This window comes from Streptomyces niveiscabiei (genome assembly GCF_001419795.1).
Classification (GTDB): domain Bacteria; phylum Actinomycetota; class Actinomycetes; order Streptomycetales; family Streptomycetaceae; genus Streptomyces; species Streptomyces niveiscabiei.
The window spans coordinates 1-17627 of sequence record NZ_LIRL01000446.1; the positions used below are offsets into that span (position 1 = coordinate 1).

A 17627-nucleotide genomic window follows, 5' to 3' on the forward strand; every position below is an offset into this window, starting at 1 on the left:
CGCCGGGGGGGGGCGGGGCCAGCGCGCGGGAGACAGCGGGTGCCCCGGCGGCAGCCGAGAGGCGGCCACCTCTCGTGGTGGTGGCCGCCTCGGTATCGGTGCCGGGCTAGCGCGGGGTCACGGGGTGTAGACCGTCGGCCTCGGCGCGGCCGGCATCTTGTCGCCGATGAAGAAGCTGGGGTGCGGGGGCTGGTTGTAGGCGGTGTTCTGCCAGGCGAGCCCCGTGCGGTACATGGTGTCGTGGAGCAGCGTCGTGATCTTCGTGGACGTCTCGTACGGCGTCGAGTAGATCCGCAGGGCCCTGTTGTCAGAGGTCGCCCAGACGACTTCCTCGCGCCAGTCGCCGAGGATGTCGCCGGACAGCGCGGGGGTCGCCTTCGTGCCGTTGTTGGAGTGGACGCCGGAGCCGGTCAGCAGCCGCGTGTCCGACGAGGTGCCGTACTTGTCGATGCGGGTGCCGTCGAGGAGTTCGCGGACGGGGTCGCCGTCCCACCAGGACAGGAAGTTGACGGACGACGGCTCGCGCCCCTTCGCCGCGCCCGCCTCGTCGCGGATCGAGGTGTCCGAGGCCGACCAGACCTCGGCGCCGTCGTTGCCGGCCCAGATGTCGCCGGCGACCCCGCGCCCGTTGTCGCAGCAGGCGGCGAGCCGCCAGTTGACCGTGCCGTTCGCGGGGTTGATGTACAGCTCGGCGGGCTGGGACGTCGACTCGGAGACCTTGAAGTACTCCAGGCCCGGGTGCGCGGGGTCGAGGTCGCCGAGGTGCTGCGCGTCGCCGTGGCCGGTCCGTGTGGTCCACAGCCCGTTGCCGTTGTCGTCGACGGCCATCGCGCCGTACACGATCTCGTCCCGGCCGTCGTTGTCGACGTCCCCGACGGAGAGGCTGTGCGAGCCCTGGCCGTCGTACCCCTTGCCGGAGTTGGTGGACGAGGTGGTGTCGAAGGTCCACCGGCGGGTGAAGGCGCCGCCGCGCCAGTCCCAGGCCGCGATGACCGTGCGCGTGTAGTAGCCGCGCGCCATGATCAGCGAGGGCCGGGCGCCGTCCAGGTAGGCGGTGCCCGCGAGGAACCGGTCCGCCCGGTTGCCGTACGAGTCGCCCCAGGACGAGACCGTGCCGCGCCCCGGGACGTAGTCGACGGTCTGCATCGCGCGTCCGGTCTGGCCGTTGAACATCGTCAGGTACTCCGGCCCCGACAGCACGTATCCGCTTGAATTCCTGTGGTCCGCGCCGGAGTTGCCGATCACCGTGCCGCCGCCGTCGACCGTCCCGTCGGCCGTCTTCACGGCGACCTCGGCCTTGCGGTCGCCGTCGTAGTCGTACACCTGGAACTGCGTGTAGTGCGCGCCGGAGCGGATGTTGCGGCCCAGGTCGATACGCCACAGGCGGGTGCCGTCGAGTTTGACGCCGTCCAGGATCGTGTTCCCGGTGTACCCGGACTGGGAGTTGTCCTTCGCGTTCGTCGGCTGCCACTTGAGGACGAAGTCCAGCGCGCCGTCGCCGTCGAGGTCGCCCACGGACGCGTCGTTCGCCTCGTAGGTGTAGGCCACGCCGTCGGGGGTCGTGCCGCCTGCGGGCGGGGTGATCGGGACGTCCTTGTAGCCGGTGCGGAACTGCACCGCGTGCACGGAGTCGGCCTGTTCGACGCCGCCGACGATCGCGCGGACCGTGTAGTCGGCCTGGTTGGGCGCTCCGGCGTGGAAGTAGTTCGTCGAGCCGGTGACCGGGGTGGAGTTGACCTTGGTTCCGGCGCGGTAGACGTTGAACGCGACGTCGCCCGGGTCGGTGCCGAGCCACCGCCAGCTGACGAGGTTCCCCGCGTCGGTGTGGACACTGACCACGCCTCGGTCGAGGGCCTCGACCTGACGGGCGGTGGCGGCGCCGGCCGGGTGGGGGGCGAGGGTGACAAGTCCCGTGGCGGCGAGGGCTGTTGCGGTGAGGAGGGCGAGGCGGTGTCTGAGGCGGGGGGTGTGCGTGGGGGTGTGGTTCCTTCGGCGCGGGTGCGGCATGGTGGGGGTACCTCCCGGAAGGACGGACAGCTTCTGGTGGGTCAGTCGCCGCCGGGGGTACGGGAGTTGCCGGGTCCTAGCGTGTTTTCCTGAACGCTCTCAGCCTGAACTCCGGGTCGGGGCGCGGCCTTTCCTGGTCCGGCAGGGCGGCGAGCCGCTCCTCGAAGCCGGCTGCGAGGGGGTGGCCCGGCGGCAGGGTCATGAACCAGCCCCGCCTGAGGTCGGCGATGGTCCGGCGCGGGCTGCGCCCCTGCCCCCGCCCGGTGAACCTCGCCTCGCCCACCGGAGTGAGCCCCGCCTCGGCGGCGTACCCCTCGACCACCTCGGCCCTGTCCGGCACCGGCGACCGGGGGCGCCCGGCGAGGACGGCGTCGATGTCGCTCCCCACATTGTGCGAGGGCCCTTTGTCGACCGTGGTGACGTACACCCCGCCGGGCCGCAGCAGCCGCGCGCACTCGGCGACGGTGCGGCGGACGTCGCCCTGGGCGGGCAGCAGATGGAGCAGCCAGATGCTGGTGACCGCGTCGAACCGGCCGTGTCCGAAGGGCAGTTGGCGGCTGTCCGCGAGCACGATCGCGCCGGGGAGCCGGGCCGCCGCGTGCCGTGCCATCCCGTAGGTGAGATCCGCGCCGGTCACTCTCAGCCCGGGCCGGGAGGCGGCGATCCGGCGGGTGACGATGCCGGTTCCGCACCCCAGGTCGAGGAGGGAGCGGGCCTCCCGGGGGATCAGTCCGAGCACGGCACCGGCTGCCGCCTGCGCCCGGGGCTCCCCGCCGCGCAACGCGTCGTACCGCTCGGCCTCCTTGTCGTAGTCGAGCAATTCAGCGCGCCTCGTGAGCGACCGCCGACTCCCGCACCCGCCGGGCGAGCTGGAAGTCGAGGGCGGTGAGGGCGCCCCCGGCGTCGTGGGTGCGGACGGCCAGGGTGACCGTGTCGTATCCGAGGGTGAGGTCGGAGTGATGGTTCAACTCGTCCTGGATACGGGCGACATGGACGACGAAGGCGGTGGCGGCGAAGTGGGAGGAGAACCGGTAGCGGCAGCCGAGCGCGCCGCCCTCGACGGCCCAGCCGGGCAGTGCGGCGAGCTGCTCCTCGGTCTCCTTCGGGGACAGCGGTTCGGCGGGCATGGCGAACTCCCTCGCGTGGACGTACGGCGTTCTCCCAGCCTGCCACCAGCAACCGGTTGCCGACGGGCGCACTCACCCTTTTCGCGCAACCGGTTTCCCCGTACGGCCGTTCGGATACGGTCATCCGCATGACCCTTGTCGCGAGCGGCACCGAGCCCCCTTCCGCCACCCCCGGCCAGGGCGTCGGGCCGCTGCTGCGCGCCTGGCGGGAGCACCGCAAGGTCAGCCAGCTGGAGCTGGCGCTCCGCGCGGACTCCTCGGCGCGGCACATCAGCTTCGTGGAGACGGGGCGTTCGCGCCCGAGCGAGGACATGGTGCTGCGGCTCGCCGAGCACCTGGAGGTGCCGGTCCGCGAGCGCAACGCCCTGCTGCTGGCGGCGGGTTACGCCCCGCGCTATGCGCAGACCCCGCTCGACGACCCGGCGCTCGCCGGAGTCCGCGCGGGCCTGGAGCAGCTCCTGCGGGGCTACGAGCCGTACCCGGCCCTGGTGGTGGACGGCGTCTACACGGTCGTCGCCGCCAACCGGGGCATCGCGATGCTGCTGGACGGCGTCGCGGACACCCTCCTGGCTCCCCCGCTCAACGCGATGCGCCTGACCCTGCACCCGGAGGGCCTCGCGCCGCGCATCCGCAACCTCCCCGAGTGGCGCGCCCACCTCCTGCACCAGATGGAACGCCAACTGGCCCTGCAACGCTCGCCGGGACTGCGGGAGTTGTACGACGAGGTCGCCGCGTACCCGGCGCCCCGGGAGCCCCGGGACACCGAACCCGCCCCGGACGCCCCGGTGTTCGCGCTGCCCTTGCGGATCACGCACGCGGGCCGGACCCTGTCGTTCGTGTCGTCGATCTCCACGTTCAACACCCCGACGGACGTGACGGTCGCCGAACTGGCCGTGGAGACGCTCCTGCCGGCCGACCCGGCGACCGCGAAGTACCTTCAGGAAACGGGTTCCTGATGGTCCGTCAAGACATGGGCAGGCACCGGAAAGGTAAAACCGCGGTCCGTGACATGTCACAGGCCACCCGAGAGGCGTACGATATGTCACACATCATGCACCCACAGTCTCGCCCTTGTTTCTCTCTTCGCACCCGTGAGACGCACACCGGAACATGACACACTGCACACAGTTCTCGACGCGTAGGGGAGACGTGGCGTGAGTGAGCGGCGACCCGCGCCCACCGTGGGCCAGGTGGTACTCGGCAGACGGCTCCAGGAGCTGAGGGAGACGGCCGGCCTCGGCCGGGAGGAGGCGGCCCGCGCCCTGCGGGTGGCGCCCGCGACGGTCCGCCGCATGGAGACCGCCGAGGTGGCCCTCAAGATCCCGTACGTCCAGGTCCTGCTGGAGACGTACGGGGTGCCGAACGACGAGGCGGCGGCGTTCGTCATGCTCGCCGAGGACGCCAACCGGCCCGGCTGGTGGCAGCGCTTCCACGACGTGCTGCCCGAGTGGTTCAGCCTCTACGTCAGCCTGGAGGGCGCGGCGCGGATGATCCGCTCCTACGAGCCGCACTTCGTGCCGGGCCTCCTCCAGACCGAGCGGTACGCGCGCGCCGTCCTGGAGGCGGGGACGGTCGGGCAGACCACCCCGGAGACCATCGAGCGGCACGTCACGCTGCGCATCGCCCGCCAGTCCCTCCTGGACCGCGACAACCCGCCGCACCTGTGGTGCGTCATGGACGAGACGGTGCTGCGCCGCCCGGTCAGCACCGACGGCTCGGTCATGCGCGAACAGCTCGACAAACTCCTGGAGTTCAGCCGGCGCGACCGGGTCACGCTCCAGGTCTCCGAGTTCGCGGCGGGCCCGCATCCGGGGACGTACGCGCCGTTCTCCCTGTTCCGCTTCGCCGAACCGGAACTCCCCGACATGGTCGTCACCGAGTACCTGACGGGCGCGCTGTACCTGGACTCCCGCAAGGAGGTCTCGGCGCACCTCGAAGTCCTGGACCACATGACGACGCACGCGGCGTCGGCGCAGCGTACGCAGGACATCCTGCGCGAGATCCGCGACAGTTACTGAAAGCGGTAACTCTCAGCAACCGGTTGCTACAACAACCCCAGGTCCTTGAGCTCCTTGTGCAGGTCAGCCCGTGAGCCGTCGGCCGGCGACGCCGGGAGTTCGCCCTTGGCGCCGCTCCCGCCGGTCACCGAGGGGGTCGCGGGAGCGCTCGGCCCGCTCTTCGGCGCCTTGGCCCTGCGGTCGCGCAGCAGCCACGCCCCCAGCAGCCCGCCGACGAGCCCTCCGAGGTGGCCGAGCCAGCTCACGCCGGGCGTGCCGGGGACGGCGACCGTGAGGAGGTACGCGAACGACGCGCCCATGACGACGCCGATCAGGCTGTCGATCAGGTGCCGGTCGAAGAGGCCGCGTACGACGACGTACCCGAAGTAACCGAAGATCAGCCCGCTCGCGCCGACGGTGGACACCCGGTCGGCCTCGAAGAGCCAGACGGTCATGCCGCTGACCACGGCGACCAGCCCGGACAGCACGAGGAACTTGGCGACGCCCCGGTACGCGGCGAGGAACCCGAAGACGAACAGCGGCCCCGAGTTGCTCTCCAGGTGGGCCCAGTTCCAGTGCAGGAACGGCGCGGTGAGGATGTGCGTGAGGGAGCCGGCATCGCCGGAGACGATGCCGTAGTCGCGGGAGAGGCCGTAGTCGTCGGCGAAGTTGGCGAGCTGGATCGCCCAGACGACGGCCACGAAGGCGAACACCACGAAGAACGCCTTGCGCGCCTCCGCGATCATCTGCTCGGCGCCGGCCTGCTCTCTGGTGGCCATGACCACTCCCCCTGTCCGTACCTCTTTCGGCCCTCTTTCGGCCACTGTACGCAGGTGCGGGGCACTTTCCCCACCTGCGTCCTCGCTAAGCGGCTCCGCCCTTCCCGTCCCGTTCGTCGTCGACGATCTCGGCGTCCACCACGCCGTCCTCCTCCGGCCGGGGCGGCGGCCCGTCCGGCTCCTGGGCGCGCGCGTACATCGCCTGCCCCATCCGCTGGCTCACGGCGGACAGCTTCTCCACGCCGGCCCTCAACTCGGCGGTGTCCGGCTCCCCTTGGAGCAGCGTCTTCACCTCGTCGACGGCGGCGGTCACCTCCGCGCGGATCTCCGCCGGGACGCTCTGCTCGTTCTCCCGGACGAACTTCTCGGTCTGGTACACGAGTTGCTCGGCCTGGTTGCGGGTCTCGACGGACTCGCGCCGCCTGCGGTCGTCGTCGGCGTACTGTTCGGCGTCGCGCATCATCCGGTCGATGGCGTCCTTGGGCAGCGCCGAGCCGCCGGTGACGGTCATCTTCTGCTCGCGGCCGGTCGCGAGGTCCTTCGCCGAGACGTGCATGATCCCGTCGGCGTCGATGTCGAACGCGACCTCGATCTGCGGGACGCCGCGCGGGGCGGGCGGCAGGCCGGTGAGGTCGAAGACGCCGAGCTTCTTGTTGTACGCGGCGATCTCGCGTTCGCCCTGGTAGACCTGGATCCCGACGGAGGGCTGGTTGTCGGCGGCGGTCGTGAAGATCTCCGAACGCCGGGTGGGGATCGTGGTGTTGCGCTCGATGAGCTTCGTCATGATGCCGCCCTTGGTCTCGATGCCGAGGGACAGCGGGGTGACGTCGAGGAGGAGGACGTCCTTCACGTCGCCGCGGATCACCCCGGCCTGGAGCGAGGCGCCGAGCGCGACGACCTCGTCCGGGTTGACGCCCTTGTGCGGGTCCTTGCCGGTCAACTCCCGTACCAGGTCGGTCACCGCGGGCATCCGCGTCGATCCGCCGACCAGGATGACGTGGTCGACCGCCGAGAGCTGCACCTTCGCGTCCTTGACGGCCTGGTGGAACGGTGTGCGGCAGCGGTCGAGCAAGTCGGCGGTGAGCTCCTGAAACTGAGCCCGCGTCAGTTTCTCGTCCAGGTGGAGCGGGCCCTCCGCCGACGCGGTGATGTACGGCAGGTTGACGGTGGTCTCGGTCGACGACGACAGCTCGATCTTCGCCTTCTCGGCGGCCTCGCGCAGGCGTTGGACGGCCATCCTGTCCTTGCCGAGGTCCACGCCGTACTGGCTCGTGAACCGCTTGACCAGGTGCTCCACGATCCGCTGGTCCCAGTCGTCCCCGCCGAGCAGCGTGTCGCCGTTGGTGGCCTTGACCTCGATGACGCCGTCGCCCATCTCCAGCAGCGAGACGTCGAACGTGCCGCCGCCGAGGTCGAAGACGAGCACGGTCTGTTCGTCGCCGCGGTCGAGCCCGTACGCGAGGGCGGCGGCGGTGGGCTCGTTGATGATCCGCAGCACCTTCAGCCCGGCGATCTCCCCGGCCTCCTTGGTCGCCTGCCGCTGCGCGTCGTCGAAGTAGGCGGGCACGGTGATGACGGCGTCGGTCACGTCCTCGCCGAGGTAGGCCTCCGCGTCCCGCTTGAGTTTCTGCAACACCCGGGCGGAGAGCTCCTGGGCCCGCAGCCGCGTCCCGTCGATGTCCCCCTGCTCAGGGAATCGCCAACTCCCGTCTCCCATATGCCGCTTGACGGACCTCGCGGTCCGGTCGACGTTGGTGACGGCCTGCCGCTTGGCGACTTCCCCGACCAGCACCTCCCCGTTCTTGGCGAAGGCGACCACGGACGGCGTGGTCCGCGCCCCCTCGGCATTGGCGACGACGGTGGGCTCCCCGCCCTCCAGCACCGCCACCACGGAGTTGGTGGTCCCCAGATCGATCCCGACCGGCCGCCCCATCGCCGTCCCCTTCCGTCCGGGTGCCTCGGACTCTCCAGCACAAAACTTGAGCGGAGGGTTGTCAAGGGGGCCTTGCCTCCGTACGACGAAGCGCGCGGGTCCCGAAGGAATCCCGCGCGCCGGCGAACGGCAGTAACCGCTTACGCCCTGTTTCAGGCCGACTCGACCGTCAGCGTGATCGTCGTCCCCGCGAGCGCCTGGCTCACCGGGCAGTTCTTCTTCGCGTCCTCGGCCGCGGCGGCGAAGCCCTCCGCGTCGAGGCCGGGCACCTCACCGCGGACGGTGAGGTGGATGCCGGTGATGCCGGTGCCGGGCTGGAACGTGACGTCGGCCTTGGTCTCCAGCCGGGTGGGCGGGGTCCCGGCGCCGGTGAGGCCGTGCGAGAGCGCCATGGAGAAGCAGCTGGAGTGCGCGGCGGCGATCAGTTCCTCGGGGCTGGTCTTCCCGTTCGCGGCCTCCGCGCGCGACGGCCACGACACGGCCTGCGAGCCGATGCCGGAGGAGTCGAAGGCGACGGTGCCGTTCCCCTCGACCAGGTTGCCTTCCCAGACGGTGTGTGCGGTGCGCGTGGTGGCCACGTTGAATCCCTTTCGCTGTCACATCGGTCCCGGTACCGGGGCCGCGTGACCCTATCCGATCACACTCCGGTTCACCGCATGTGGAAGACCGGCCCTCGTGGGGTGAACGGCAGGCGGCGTCCTTGTGGAAGAAGGTAGGCGTGCTCCTGTCGCACGCGCAGTACGTCGCACCAGCCGTCGGTGATGACGAGCACGGGCGCCCCTTTCGGGAAGTCCCCGGCGCGGGTCAACAGGTCGATCCCGGGCTGGAGTTCGGTCCCCCCGCGCCCGCGTACCCGAACCCGCCCGGCGATCTCGGCGACGGGCAGGTACCCGGCGTCGTAGGGCGCCGCGTCGCAGAACACGACGCGCGCGGCGGGCACGTCCCGGGCCTCGGCGTAGGAGGCGATGGCGCCGAGCGCCTTCCCGAGCAGCGTCCGCTCCATGGAGCCGGAGGTGTCGAGGACGACGCCGAACGTGCAGCGGGCGACCTCCTCGGGCGGGAAGTACCGTCCGGCGCGCGGGATGTCGGGGGTGGCGGCCTGCCGCCGGGAGGGCCGGGAGTACGTCCGCAGGGGTTCGGGCCGTGGCACGAACTCGTCGAACCAGCGGGCGAGTCGCGCGTCCCACGGCAGCGGCGGCTGGCTGAGCGCCCGGATCTCCTCGACCAACCCGGCGGGCAGGAAACCGCGTTGCTGCCGGTCGTGGAGTTCGAAGCCCTGGCACAGCCCGCGCCGGTAGAACTCGTCGAGGTCGACATGGTCGCGGGGCGCCCCGAGGGGCCCGCCGAGGATGTCGCCTCGCCCTTTCCCGCGCAGGGTCCCCAGGCGCCGCATCCGCCGCAGGTCGCCGGCGATCCGGTCGTACACCTCCTCGGCGGACAGCCCGGCCAACTCGGCGTCGTACAGGCTCCCTTCGGGCATCACTCCGACCTGCATCTCACGCAGCCAGGCGTTGACGACGTAGTCGCAGGCGACGTTGAAGAGGTACGGGTCGCGGGGCCCGCACCGGTCGCCGTGGCGCAGGGCGGCGTGCAGCATCTCGTGCGCGAGGACGAACCGCCATTCCTCGTCGTCGAGTTGGCACAGCGGGTTGACGTAGATCTCCCCGGCCCCGGCGTCGACGGCGGCGACGGATATGCCGTGGGCGCGGGCGAGTTCGGCGTCGGCGACGAGGGTGATGCCGGAGGCGATGCCGCCGAGCAGGGGGTAGGAGGAGACGAACCAGCTCAGCGCGCGGTGCCAGGGCCGCAGGGGTTCCCGCTCGCCGGTGACGCTGTCGCGCCGCCCGCCCGCGACGTCCAGGGCGGCACTCATCGTACGGGTGAGGGCCTGCGCGAACTCCGGCTGCCAGTCCGGTGGTTGCCGGTACTTGTCGCTCCAGGTGAGAAGGACCTGATCGGCTTCGGAACCGGCCGTGCCGAGGCGGTCGTAGGCGGGTGGGATGCCCTCGCGCCGCCAGCGCGCGGCGAGTTGCTCCTCGTCGCCGTCGGGATAGGAGGGCGGAAGGTCCTCGGGGGTGCGGCCGACGGGGAACGTGAGCAGGAACCGGTTGACGACGGCGCAGCGCGCGGCGAGGTCGAAGCGGTCAGGCTGGACGCGTTCGCCGCGCTCGGCGGGCACGTGCCCGAAGCCGAGGTGGAGGGCGGCGTGCGCCAACGCCCAGGCCCAGTCGGCGGGTTCGGCGTGCCGGGCGGGGTGGGCGTGGGCGACGCCGTCGGACAGGACGCGCAACAGGCCGTCGTGGGGCGCGAGTTCGCAGTCCTCGTGCCGGCAGGTGCTGAGCGGCACGGAGTTGAGCGCCGGGTTGGCCCGCATCAGCCGCATCCCCTCGGCGAACGCCTCCCCCGCGACGTCCCGCTTCTTCTTCTGCCGCCCGCCCCGGCTCATGTGCGCGCCTCGACGAGCCGGGGCATGTCGCGGGCCGCCTCGACGAGGAACCAGGACGGCAGGAGCGGGTTGCCGTCGGCGTCGGAGGCGATGACGCCCTGGGCGATCTCCACGGAGATCTCGGCGAGTTGGACGAGCAGCGCCTTCGCGCGGTACGCGGTCTGGCGGCCGTTCGCCGACATGTGCTCCTTGTTCGCGGGGAGTTCCTTCACGAGGCGCTCGCGGAACGACTCGGCGAGAAAGTACAGCAGGTCGCGGTCCTCGACCCGGTGCGGCCAGCGGGCGTCGCCGCGCAGCACGGCCTCGATGCCGAAGCGGCTGCGCACGATCTTGACGTACCCGCAGAACGCGGTCGCGTGCGCGGGCGTCAGCGTGCCGTGCGCGAGGACCTTGAGGGTCTGCTCGTCGAGGCCCTGGCCGAAGGAGTGCAGGGCGTCGGAGAGCATGTGCCAGGAGCGGGGCGTGGAGAACGGCTCCTCGGTCTTCGGGGGCTTGGACCAGAGGTGGTCGGGGCGGTCGGTGAGGTGGTCGAGGATCCACGGGTGGATGCCGGCGCCCGCCGCCCAGGCCAGCCAGTCCTTCGCCGACACCTCCAGGTGGACGTGCGCGAGGCGGTTGACCAGCGCGGACGCGATGGGGCGGGCGAGCGCGTTGTCGGTGGCGCGGTTCCCGGCGCCGACGACGATCGACCCCTCGGGGAGTTCGTAGGCGCCGATGCGGCGGTCGAGGATCAGCGAGTAGAACGCCTTCTGCACGTCGGGGGTGGCCGCGTTCAGCTCGTCCAGGAACAGGCAGTACGGCTCGTCGCGGGCGATCGTCTCCGGCGGGCAGAACACCGAGCGGCCGTCCCGGATCTGCGGCACGCCGATCAGGTCCTCCGGGGCGAGCTGCGTCCCGAGCAGGCTCACGCACTCCAGGCCCAGCGAGGCGGCGAACTCCCGTACCAGGGAGGACTTTCCGATGCCTGGCGCACCCCACACGAACACCGGCCGGACGGTGGCGAGGCCGAGGAGGAGTTCGGGGAGACGGGCGGGAGTGATGGTGACGGCTGCTTGCACGACGACAGTGTGGGTGGGCGCCGTGAGGGATCGCAGCTCATTTTCGGCTCGTACGACTACGGCGCACTCTGCGGACCGCGTCCCCCTCGCGCCTATGCGCCTATGCCGCCTGCCGGTCCTCGTCCGTGTCCTGCACCGGCACCTGCGGCCCGTTCGCCTCGCCCAGCCACCGCCGCAGCACCTGGTGCACCTGCTCCGCGCCCACCAGCTCCTCCCCCTCCCCGACGGGCTCCGACAACGCGCGCGGGGACAGCAGGAACGGCTTCCCCTGGGCGCCCCCGAGCCCGCCGTGCGACCCGATCTGCTCCTCGAACGCGAGCACCTCCCCGTCGGCCGGTTCGTGGAAGGAGTTGACCATCACGTCGGCGGTGTGCGGGAAGCCGTGCGTCCGGCGTACGGCGTCGGCGGCGCCCCGCCCGAAGGGCGCCAACGGGCCCTGGCCATCGACGAGTTCGGCGACCGGGAGCTCCGCGCCGTACGCGCCGAGGACGACCCCGCCGTGCTCGGCGCTGGCCACCAGCAGAAAGCCGACGCCGGGGTGGTTGGCGAGGGTCGTCAGCAGCGCGGGGTGGCGGGCGTCGATCTCCTCCTTCGTCATCCGGTGCGGGACGTCGGGGAAGGAGATCAGGCCGAGGTTCCCGGAGGCCAGCACGACCGGTTCGGAGCGGCGCGAGGGCCGGTGGCGCTCGCCGCGCTCCTCGACGGGCCGGCGCAGCGCCGCGCGGACGGCGGCCCGCGCCTCGGCGCCGCTGTGCGTGCGCTCGGCGCGGCGCGGCACGGGCAGCCCGCAGCCGGCGCGGACCAGGTCGCCGAGGGTGAGTCCGTAGCGCGCCCGGAAGGTCTCTCCGGGGCTCTGGCCGTGGTCGGACAGGACGACGATCCGGTACGGGCGCGGCGCGTGCTCGGCGACCTTCTCGATCAGCGCGAGGGAGCGGTCGAGGCGGGCGAGGACCTTCTCGGCGTCGCGGCTGAGCGGCCCGGAGTGGTGGGCGACCTCGTCGTAGGCGACGAGGTCGGCGTACACCGACGTGCGCCCGGCGAGCATGTCGCCCATGACGGCGGCGACCACGACGTCCCGCTCGACGACCGTCGCGAACGCGCGCACCAGCGGGTAGAGGCCGCCGCGCTTCACGCGCGGGCGCTTGCGGCGTACCCGCGCGCGGGTGGACTGGCCGATCTCGCGGCCGACCTCGGCGACGAACGACAGCGCCGTGCGGACGGCGTTGGCGGGGTCGGAGAAGTAGGCGAAGTACCCGGCGCGGGAGCGGTTCTCGCGCCTGCGGCGGGCGGCGACGGACAGCACGAGGGCCTGTTCGTCGGCGCCGCCGCCGAAGAGGTTGCCGCGGCTCGCGCCGTCGGCGGACAGCAGGCCGCTGTCGCGGGTGCGCTCGACCGCGCGGCGCTGGAGTTCGGCGGCGCTGGTGGGGCGGTTGCAGACCATGACCTCCCGGGTGTCCTTCTCGTACCAGCGGAAGGCGGGGACGTCGTGGTTGGAGCCGTGCAGGATGCCGAGTTGGCTGGCGCCGGTCTGGCTGGACCAGTCGGTGCGCCAGGGGGTGAGGCGGTGGCTGCCGCCGTCCGTGTCGAGCCAGCGGGCGACGGTCGGCATGAGGCCCGTGTGCGCGGCCGTGTGCAGGAGGTCGTGGCCGACGCCGTCGAACTGGAGGAAGACCGTCCCGGGCGTTTGGGGGCTCGCGGGGCCGCCGCGCCGGCGGCGGTCGGCGAGGCGGTAGAGGCGGCGGCGGTAGGCGTCGTCGTCGCGGACGGCGAGGGCGCCGCCGGTCGCGGAGGCGACGGCGGACATGACGGCGGCGACGATCACGGCGGTCTCGGGGGCGGCGGCGCCCTGCGCGGACGGGTTGACGCGCAGCGCGACCAGCAGCAGCGAGCCGTTGAGCGCGAACACCAGCAGGCCGAGGACGAGCGCGGGCACGAGCAGCAGCAGGCGGACGAGGACGGGCCACACCAGGGCGGACAGGACACCGAACACGCCGGCTCCGGCGCCTGCGGTGACGGCGATGCGGGTTGCGCTGTCGCCGTCGTTCGAGGTGAGCCGGAAGTCGGGCAGGATCCCGGCGAGGACGAGCATCGTGAGCGTGGACGCCGCCCACACCGTGATGCTGCGCCCTGCCTGACTGGCGATCCGCCGCCAATGCCCTCCGCTCTTCACGGCTCCACCCTGTCACACACCACTGACAACGCCGTCCGGACGCCGGCAGGGCCTAGCGGCCGTCGTATCCGGCCGTCGGCATGGACAGCCTGCGGTGGACGCGGGCTTTCATCTGCGCGTCGTAGGCGGGTTCCGCGCCGCCCACGGTCTCCACCCGTACCCCGCGGCGTTCGCATTCGGCGGTGAACTCCTCGACGGAGGACAGGGCGCTCTCCAGCACGCGTGCGCTGGGCGCGACGAACAGGTCGGCACCGGGGCGGACGCCGTCCCACAGGACGCAGTGGTCGGCGCGCAGTCCGCTGACGACGAGTTCGCGGACGACGGTGTAGCCGTGCTCCTCGGCCCAGCGGGCGCAGATGGCGTGCTGGGTGCGGGAGTCCACGAGGAAGGGGTCGTCGTCGAGCTCCTGAAGCGGCGTCAGACTCGCGATCGCCGTGACGCGCACCGGTCCCATGGCGCCCCCTCACCTCTGGGTTTCGCCGCCGACCCTACTCCTGCCCGTAGGCTTCGGGGGAGTCGCGCGAAGGAGGCAAAGGGGTGCCGGTGGAGATCACCTGGTGGGGTCACGCCACCTGCACGGTCGAGGATTCGAACGTGCGCCTGCTGACCGACCCCCTGTTCGCGCGCAGGCTCGCGCACCTGAGGCGGCGGCGCGGCGCGACACCCCCGGAGGAGGCGGCGCGCGCGGACGCGGTGCTCGTCTCGCACCTGCACTCCGATCATCTGCACATTCCCTCGCTGGCGCGGCTCGCGCCGGGCACGCGCCTGCTGGTGCCCCGGGGCGCTCCGCGCGCCGTCCCGGGTCTGCGGCGCCTGTCCCACCTGGACGTCACCGAGGTCGCGCCGGGTGACGAGACGGCTGTCGGGCCGGTGCGCGTGCGCGCGGTCCCGGCGCGGCACGACGGCCGGCGGCTGCCGGTGGGCCCGCAGCGCGCGCCCGCGCTGGGGTACGTCGTGGAGGGCGCGGCGCGGACGTACTTCGCCGGGGACACGGGGCTGTTCGAGGGGATGGCGAAGGAGGTCGGGCCGGTCGACGTGGCGCTGCTGCCGGTGGGCGGCTGGGGCCCGTACCTCGGGGAGGGGCATCTGGACGCGGGGCGCGCGGCCGAGGCGCTCGCGCTGCTGGGGCCGCGCAGCGCCGTTCCGGTGCACTACGGCACGTACTGGCCGATCGGGATGGACGCCGTGCGCCCCCATGAGTTCCATGCGCCGGGTGACGAGTTCGTGCGCCTGGCCGCCGAGCGCGCGCCTCACGTGGCGGTGCACAAACTGGCGCACGGGCAGAGCGTGCGCCCGGAGGTCGCCCGGTGAGCTGGGGGTGGCTGGCGGCGGGCGCGTCGACCGGGGCCACCGAGTCGACGCAGCAGGCGATCGGGTATCCGACGCTGTTCCTGCTGGTGCTGCTCGGGGCGCTGGTGCCGGTGGTGCCGACGGGGGCGCTGGTGAGTTCGGCGGCCGTGGTGGCGTTCCATCAGACGGCGCCGTTCGCGCTGGCGCTGGTGTTCGTGACGGCGTCCTTCGCGGCGTTCTGCGGGGACGCGGCGCTGTACTGGCTGGGGCGGCGCGGGATGAGGTCGAAGAACGGCTCGCGGTGGCTGGCGGCGATCCGCGCGCGGGCGCCTGAGGAGAAGCTGGCGCAGGCGCAGGAGCGGCTCGCCGAGCACAACGTCGCCGTCCTCGTCCTGTCCCGGCTCGTGCCCGCCGGGCGGCTCCCGGTGATGCTGGCGTGCCTCCTCGCGGACTGGCCGCTGCGGCGGTTCGTGCGGGGCAACCTGCCGGCCTGTCTCGCGTGGGCGGTGACCTACCAGCTGATCGGCATCCTGGGCGGTTCGCTGTTCCCGGAGCCCTGGGAGGGTGTCGTCGCGGCGGTCGCGCTGACTCTGACGATCAGCGCGGCGCCGGTGCTGTGGCGGCGGCTGCGGGGGCCGTCGCGGGCCCATCAGGGCGGGTCGGGGTCCGCCTAGTCCAGGATGCGTGATCCCCCGATCGGCAGGTCCCACAGGTCGTCCCGGTCGAGTCCCGCCGCCTTCCAGGCGGCGCGCACGCGCGTGAGGGGTTCCAGGACGGGTTCCGCCGACAGGACGAACGTCCCCCAGTGCATCGGCGCCATCCTGCGCGCGCCGACGTCCAGCGCGGCGCGTACGGCCTCCTCGGGGTCGCAGTGGACGTCGCTGAGCCACCAGCGCGGGTCGTAGGCGCCGATCGGCAGCAGGGCGAGGTCGATGCCGGGGTAGCGCTGGCCGATGCGGGAGAACCAGTGGCCGTAGCCGGTGTCCCCGGCGAAGTAGACGCGCCCGCCGTCGGGCGCGGTGAGGACCCAGCCGCCCCACAGGGACTGGCAGGTGTCGGTGAGGGTGCGCTTGGACCAGTGGTGGGCGGGCACGAAGTCGAAGCGCACGCCGGAGAGTTCGGCGGCCTCCCACCAGTCGAGTTCCGTCACGCGTGTGAAGCGGCGCCGCCGGAACCAGACGGCGAGCCCCGCGGGCACGAACACGGGCGTGTCGCGCGGGAGGCGGCGCAGGGTGGGGGCGTCGAGGTGGTCGTAGTGGTTGTGGCTGATGACGACGGCGTCGACCGTCGGGAGCGTCTCCCAGGGGACGCCGACGGGGGTGATGCGCGCGGGCGTGCCGAGGATGCGGCGCGACCAGACCGGGTCGGTGAGGACGGTGAGCCCGCCGACGCTCACCACCCAGCTGGCGTGTCCCGCCCAGGTGACGGCGATGGTGCCGGCGTCCACGCGCGGGGGCGCGCCGGGGGTGACGGGCAGCCGGGTGACGTCCGCGAGGCCCTCTCTGCCGGGGCGCACGGAGCCCTCGCGGGCGAAGCGGGCCATCGCTTTGAGGCCGGGCAACGGCGCGGTCAGCCGGTCGTGGAACGCCCGCGGCCACACCCTGCGCTCGCCCAGCGGCCGGGGTTCGGCGAGCGGCGGGGACGGGGGCGCGAGGGAGGAGGGGTCCGCCGGGACCGTGGTGTCCCGCGTGGTCGTGGCCGCTGTCGACTCGGACTGCTGCGTCATCGAGGCTCCCATCGCTGAGCGTCGCTCCGGAGGCCGTCGAAGACCGACCTCACGAGGGTCAACGCGCGGTGCACGTGTGGCAGTTCCAACGGCGAGGGTGACGTGAGGCATTCCGCCCGTTCGGCGTCCGTCGCGCCCAGCAGGGCGCCCGTGGACAGGCGTACGCGCAGGGCGCCCAGGTCGTCGCCGAACCGGTGCCCGCCGGGCGCGGGCATGCCGAGCCGTCCGGTGAGGTGGTCCTCCAGTTCCTGAGCGTCACCGACCCCGCGCGCGGCGAGCGCGGCACGCAGAGGGCCCAGATCCACGTACACGTGGCGCCCCGCGCGCGGGGGCCGGGACAGCGCGCCCGCCGTGACGGCGGTGCGGTGCACGGCGTCGGCCACGCGCGCGTGGAGGCGTACGACGGCCTGGACGCGCGCGGTGACCTCGTCGGGCTCCTCCAGCGCGCGGGCGGCGGCTGCCGCGACCGGGGTGGCGACGCGGGCGCCGAGCGCGGTGAGGACGTCCAGCACACGCGCGTGGAGGTCGGTTCCGGCGGGGAAGCGGGCCGTCGCCGCGGGCCAGCCGGACGGCAGGAGCGCGCCCGCGAGGTCGCTGACGNNCCCCTCGGCGGCCTCCACGGCCTCGTGCACGGCCTCCGGGGGCGCGACGGTGGCCGTGGGGTCGTCGGCGGGCGACAGTACGAGCAGACGCGGCTCCCCGCCCTCCTCACGCACCCGCCGCACGGTCTCCAGCAGCGCGTACGGGTCCGGCACTCCCCCGCACTCGGCAGGCGTCGCGACATGGAACACCGGCCGCCCCAGCAGCCGCGCGTACGGCGCCCACCACGCGGCACAGGGCCTCGGCACCAGCACGTCCCCACCAAGAGCCGCGGTCAACGCCAGCAACAGCGCGGGCGCCCCCGGAGCCACCACCACCCGCCCGGCCTCGACCTCAACACCCCGCCGCGCCCAGTACCCACACGCCGCCTCCCGTACAGCGCCGCCGCCTCCCACCGGCTCCACACCCGCGCGCGAGGCCACGGAGGCCAGGGCATCAGCGAGAAACGGCAGAACGGGAACCCCGTCGGCGGGGAGCGCCGGCCCGTACCGGAC

At 72.8% G+C, this 17627-nt stretch carries 15 protein-coding genes and 2 pseudogenes; 4 read left to right on the top strand and 13 right to left on the bottom strand.

Annotated features, from left to right (window positions below):
• Positions 1 to 117: 117 nt before the first annotated feature.
• From AOK24_RS21645 to AOK24_RS21655, 3 genes are all read right to left on the bottom strand, one after another.
• Entirely contained in the window at positions 118 to 2007 is a 1890-nt protein-coding gene (locus AOK24_RS21645; protein ID WP_055721722.1) for a rhamnogalacturonan lyase, read from the bottom strand.
• Between the two features lie 76 nt (positions 2008 to 2083).
• Entirely contained in the window at positions 2084 to 2827 is a 744-nt protein-coding gene (locus tag AOK24_RS21650; RefSeq protein WP_055721723.1) for a class I SAM-dependent methyltransferase, read from the bottom strand.
• 1 nt (position 2828) lies between these two features.
• Complete coding sequence (locus AOK24_RS21655) at positions 2829 to 3134, bottom strand: 4a-hydroxytetrahydrobiopterin dehydratase (protein WP_055721724.1); 306 nt, start codon at positions 3132 to 3134, stop codon at positions 2829 to 2831.
• Between the two features lie 128 nt (positions 3135 to 3262).
• On the opposite strand from AOK24_RS21655, the gene AOK24_RS21660 reads away from it, so the two are divergent.
• Positions 3263 to 4090, top strand: coding sequence for a helix-turn-helix domain-containing protein (locus tag AOK24_RS21660; protein WP_055721725.1), 828 nt, complete (start codon positions 3263 to 3265; stop codon positions 4088 to 4090).
• Between the two features lie 198 nt (positions 4091 to 4288).
• A complete protein-coding gene (locus AOK24_RS21665) occupies positions 4289 to 5152 on the top strand; it encodes a helix-turn-helix domain-containing protein (RefSeq protein ID WP_055721726.1) in 864 nt (287 codons plus the stop codon).
• A 26-nt stretch (positions 5153 to 5178) separates the two neighbouring features.
• Here AOK24_RS21665 and AOK24_RS21670 read toward each other — a convergent pair whose 3' ends face one another.
• From AOK24_RS21670 to AOK24_RS21700, 7 genes are all read right to left on the bottom strand, one after another.
• Positions 5179 to 5910 (bottom strand): rhomboid family intramembrane serine protease, encoded by a 732-nt coding sequence (locus tag AOK24_RS21670; protein ID WP_055721727.1) that lies wholly within the window; start codon positions 5908 to 5910, stop codon positions 5179 to 5181.
• A gap of 85 nt (positions 5911 to 5995) precedes the next feature.
• Positions 5996 to 7843 carry a molecular chaperone DnaK gene (gene dnaK / locus AOK24_RS21675; RefSeq protein ID WP_055721728.1) on the bottom strand — a complete coding sequence of 616 codons (1848 nt, stop codon included), beginning with the start codon at positions 7841 to 7843 and terminating at the stop codon, positions 5996 to 5998.
• Positions 7844 to 7995: 152 nt separating this feature from the next.
• Complete coding sequence (locus AOK24_RS21680) at positions 7996 to 8421, bottom strand: OsmC family protein (RefSeq protein ID WP_010358016.1); 426 nt, start codon at positions 8419 to 8421, stop codon at positions 7996 to 7998.
• 71 nt (positions 8422 to 8492) lie between these two features.
• Positions 8493 to 10289, bottom strand: a complete 1797-nt coding sequence (locus AOK24_RS21685) for a vWA domain-containing protein (RefSeq protein ID WP_055721729.1) — start codon at positions 10287 to 10289, stop codon at positions 8493 to 8495.
• Positions 10286 to 11347 (bottom strand): ATP-binding protein, encoded by a 1062-nt coding sequence (locus AOK24_RS21690; RefSeq protein ID WP_055721730.1) that lies wholly within the window; start codon positions 11345 to 11347, stop codon positions 10286 to 10288. The genes AOK24_RS21685 and AOK24_RS21690 overlap by 4 nt, the downstream gene beginning before the upstream one ends.
• Positions 11348 to 11447: 100 nt before the next feature.
• On the bottom strand, positions 11448 to 13460 hold the full coding sequence (locus AOK24_RS21695; protein ID WP_055721731.1) for an alkaline phosphatase family protein: 2013 nt from the start codon (positions 13458 to 13460) through the stop codon (positions 11448 to 11450).
• A 109-nt stretch (positions 13461 to 13569) separates the two neighbouring features.
• Positions 13570 to 13971: a hypothetical protein gene (locus AOK24_RS21700; RefSeq protein WP_055721732.1), complete on the bottom strand. Its 402-nt coding sequence runs from the start codon at positions 13969 to 13971 to the stop codon at positions 13570 to 13572.
• Positions 13972 to 14054: 83 nt separating this feature from the next.
• On the opposite strand from AOK24_RS21700, the gene AOK24_RS21705 reads away from it, so the two are divergent.
• Positions 14055 to 14828: an MBL fold metallo-hydrolase gene (locus AOK24_RS21705; protein ID WP_055721733.1), complete on the top strand. Its 774-nt coding sequence runs from the start codon at positions 14055 to 14057 to the stop codon at positions 14826 to 14828.
• Positions 14825 to 15481, top strand: coding sequence for a DedA family protein (locus tag AOK24_RS21710; protein WP_055721734.1), 657 nt, complete (start codon positions 14825 to 14827; stop codon positions 15479 to 15481). Before AOK24_RS21705 ends, AOK24_RS21710 begins: the two co-directional genes overlap by 4 nt.
• On the opposite strand, the gene AOK24_RS21715 is transcribed toward AOK24_RS21710, so the two are convergent.
• The 3 genes and pseudogenes from AOK24_RS21715 to AOK24_RS50945 all read right to left on the bottom strand — a co-directional run.
• Entirely contained in the window at positions 15478 to 16533 is a 1056-nt protein-coding gene (locus tag AOK24_RS21715; protein WP_055721735.1) for an MBL fold metallo-hydrolase, read from the bottom strand. The genes AOK24_RS21710 and AOK24_RS21715 overlap by 4 nt on opposite strands.
• Positions 16530 to 17133 (bottom strand): annotated as a pseudogene (locus AOK24_RS50940) (pyridoxal phosphate-dependent aminotransferase); the annotation flags it as partial. The pseudogene AOK24_RS50940 and the gene AOK24_RS21715, both read right to left, overlap by 4 nt.
• Before the next feature lie 2 nt (positions 17134 to 17135).
• Positions 17136 to 17627 (bottom strand): annotated as a pseudogene (locus AOK24_RS50945) (aminotransferase class I/II-fold pyridoxal phosphate-dependent enzyme); the annotation flags it as partial.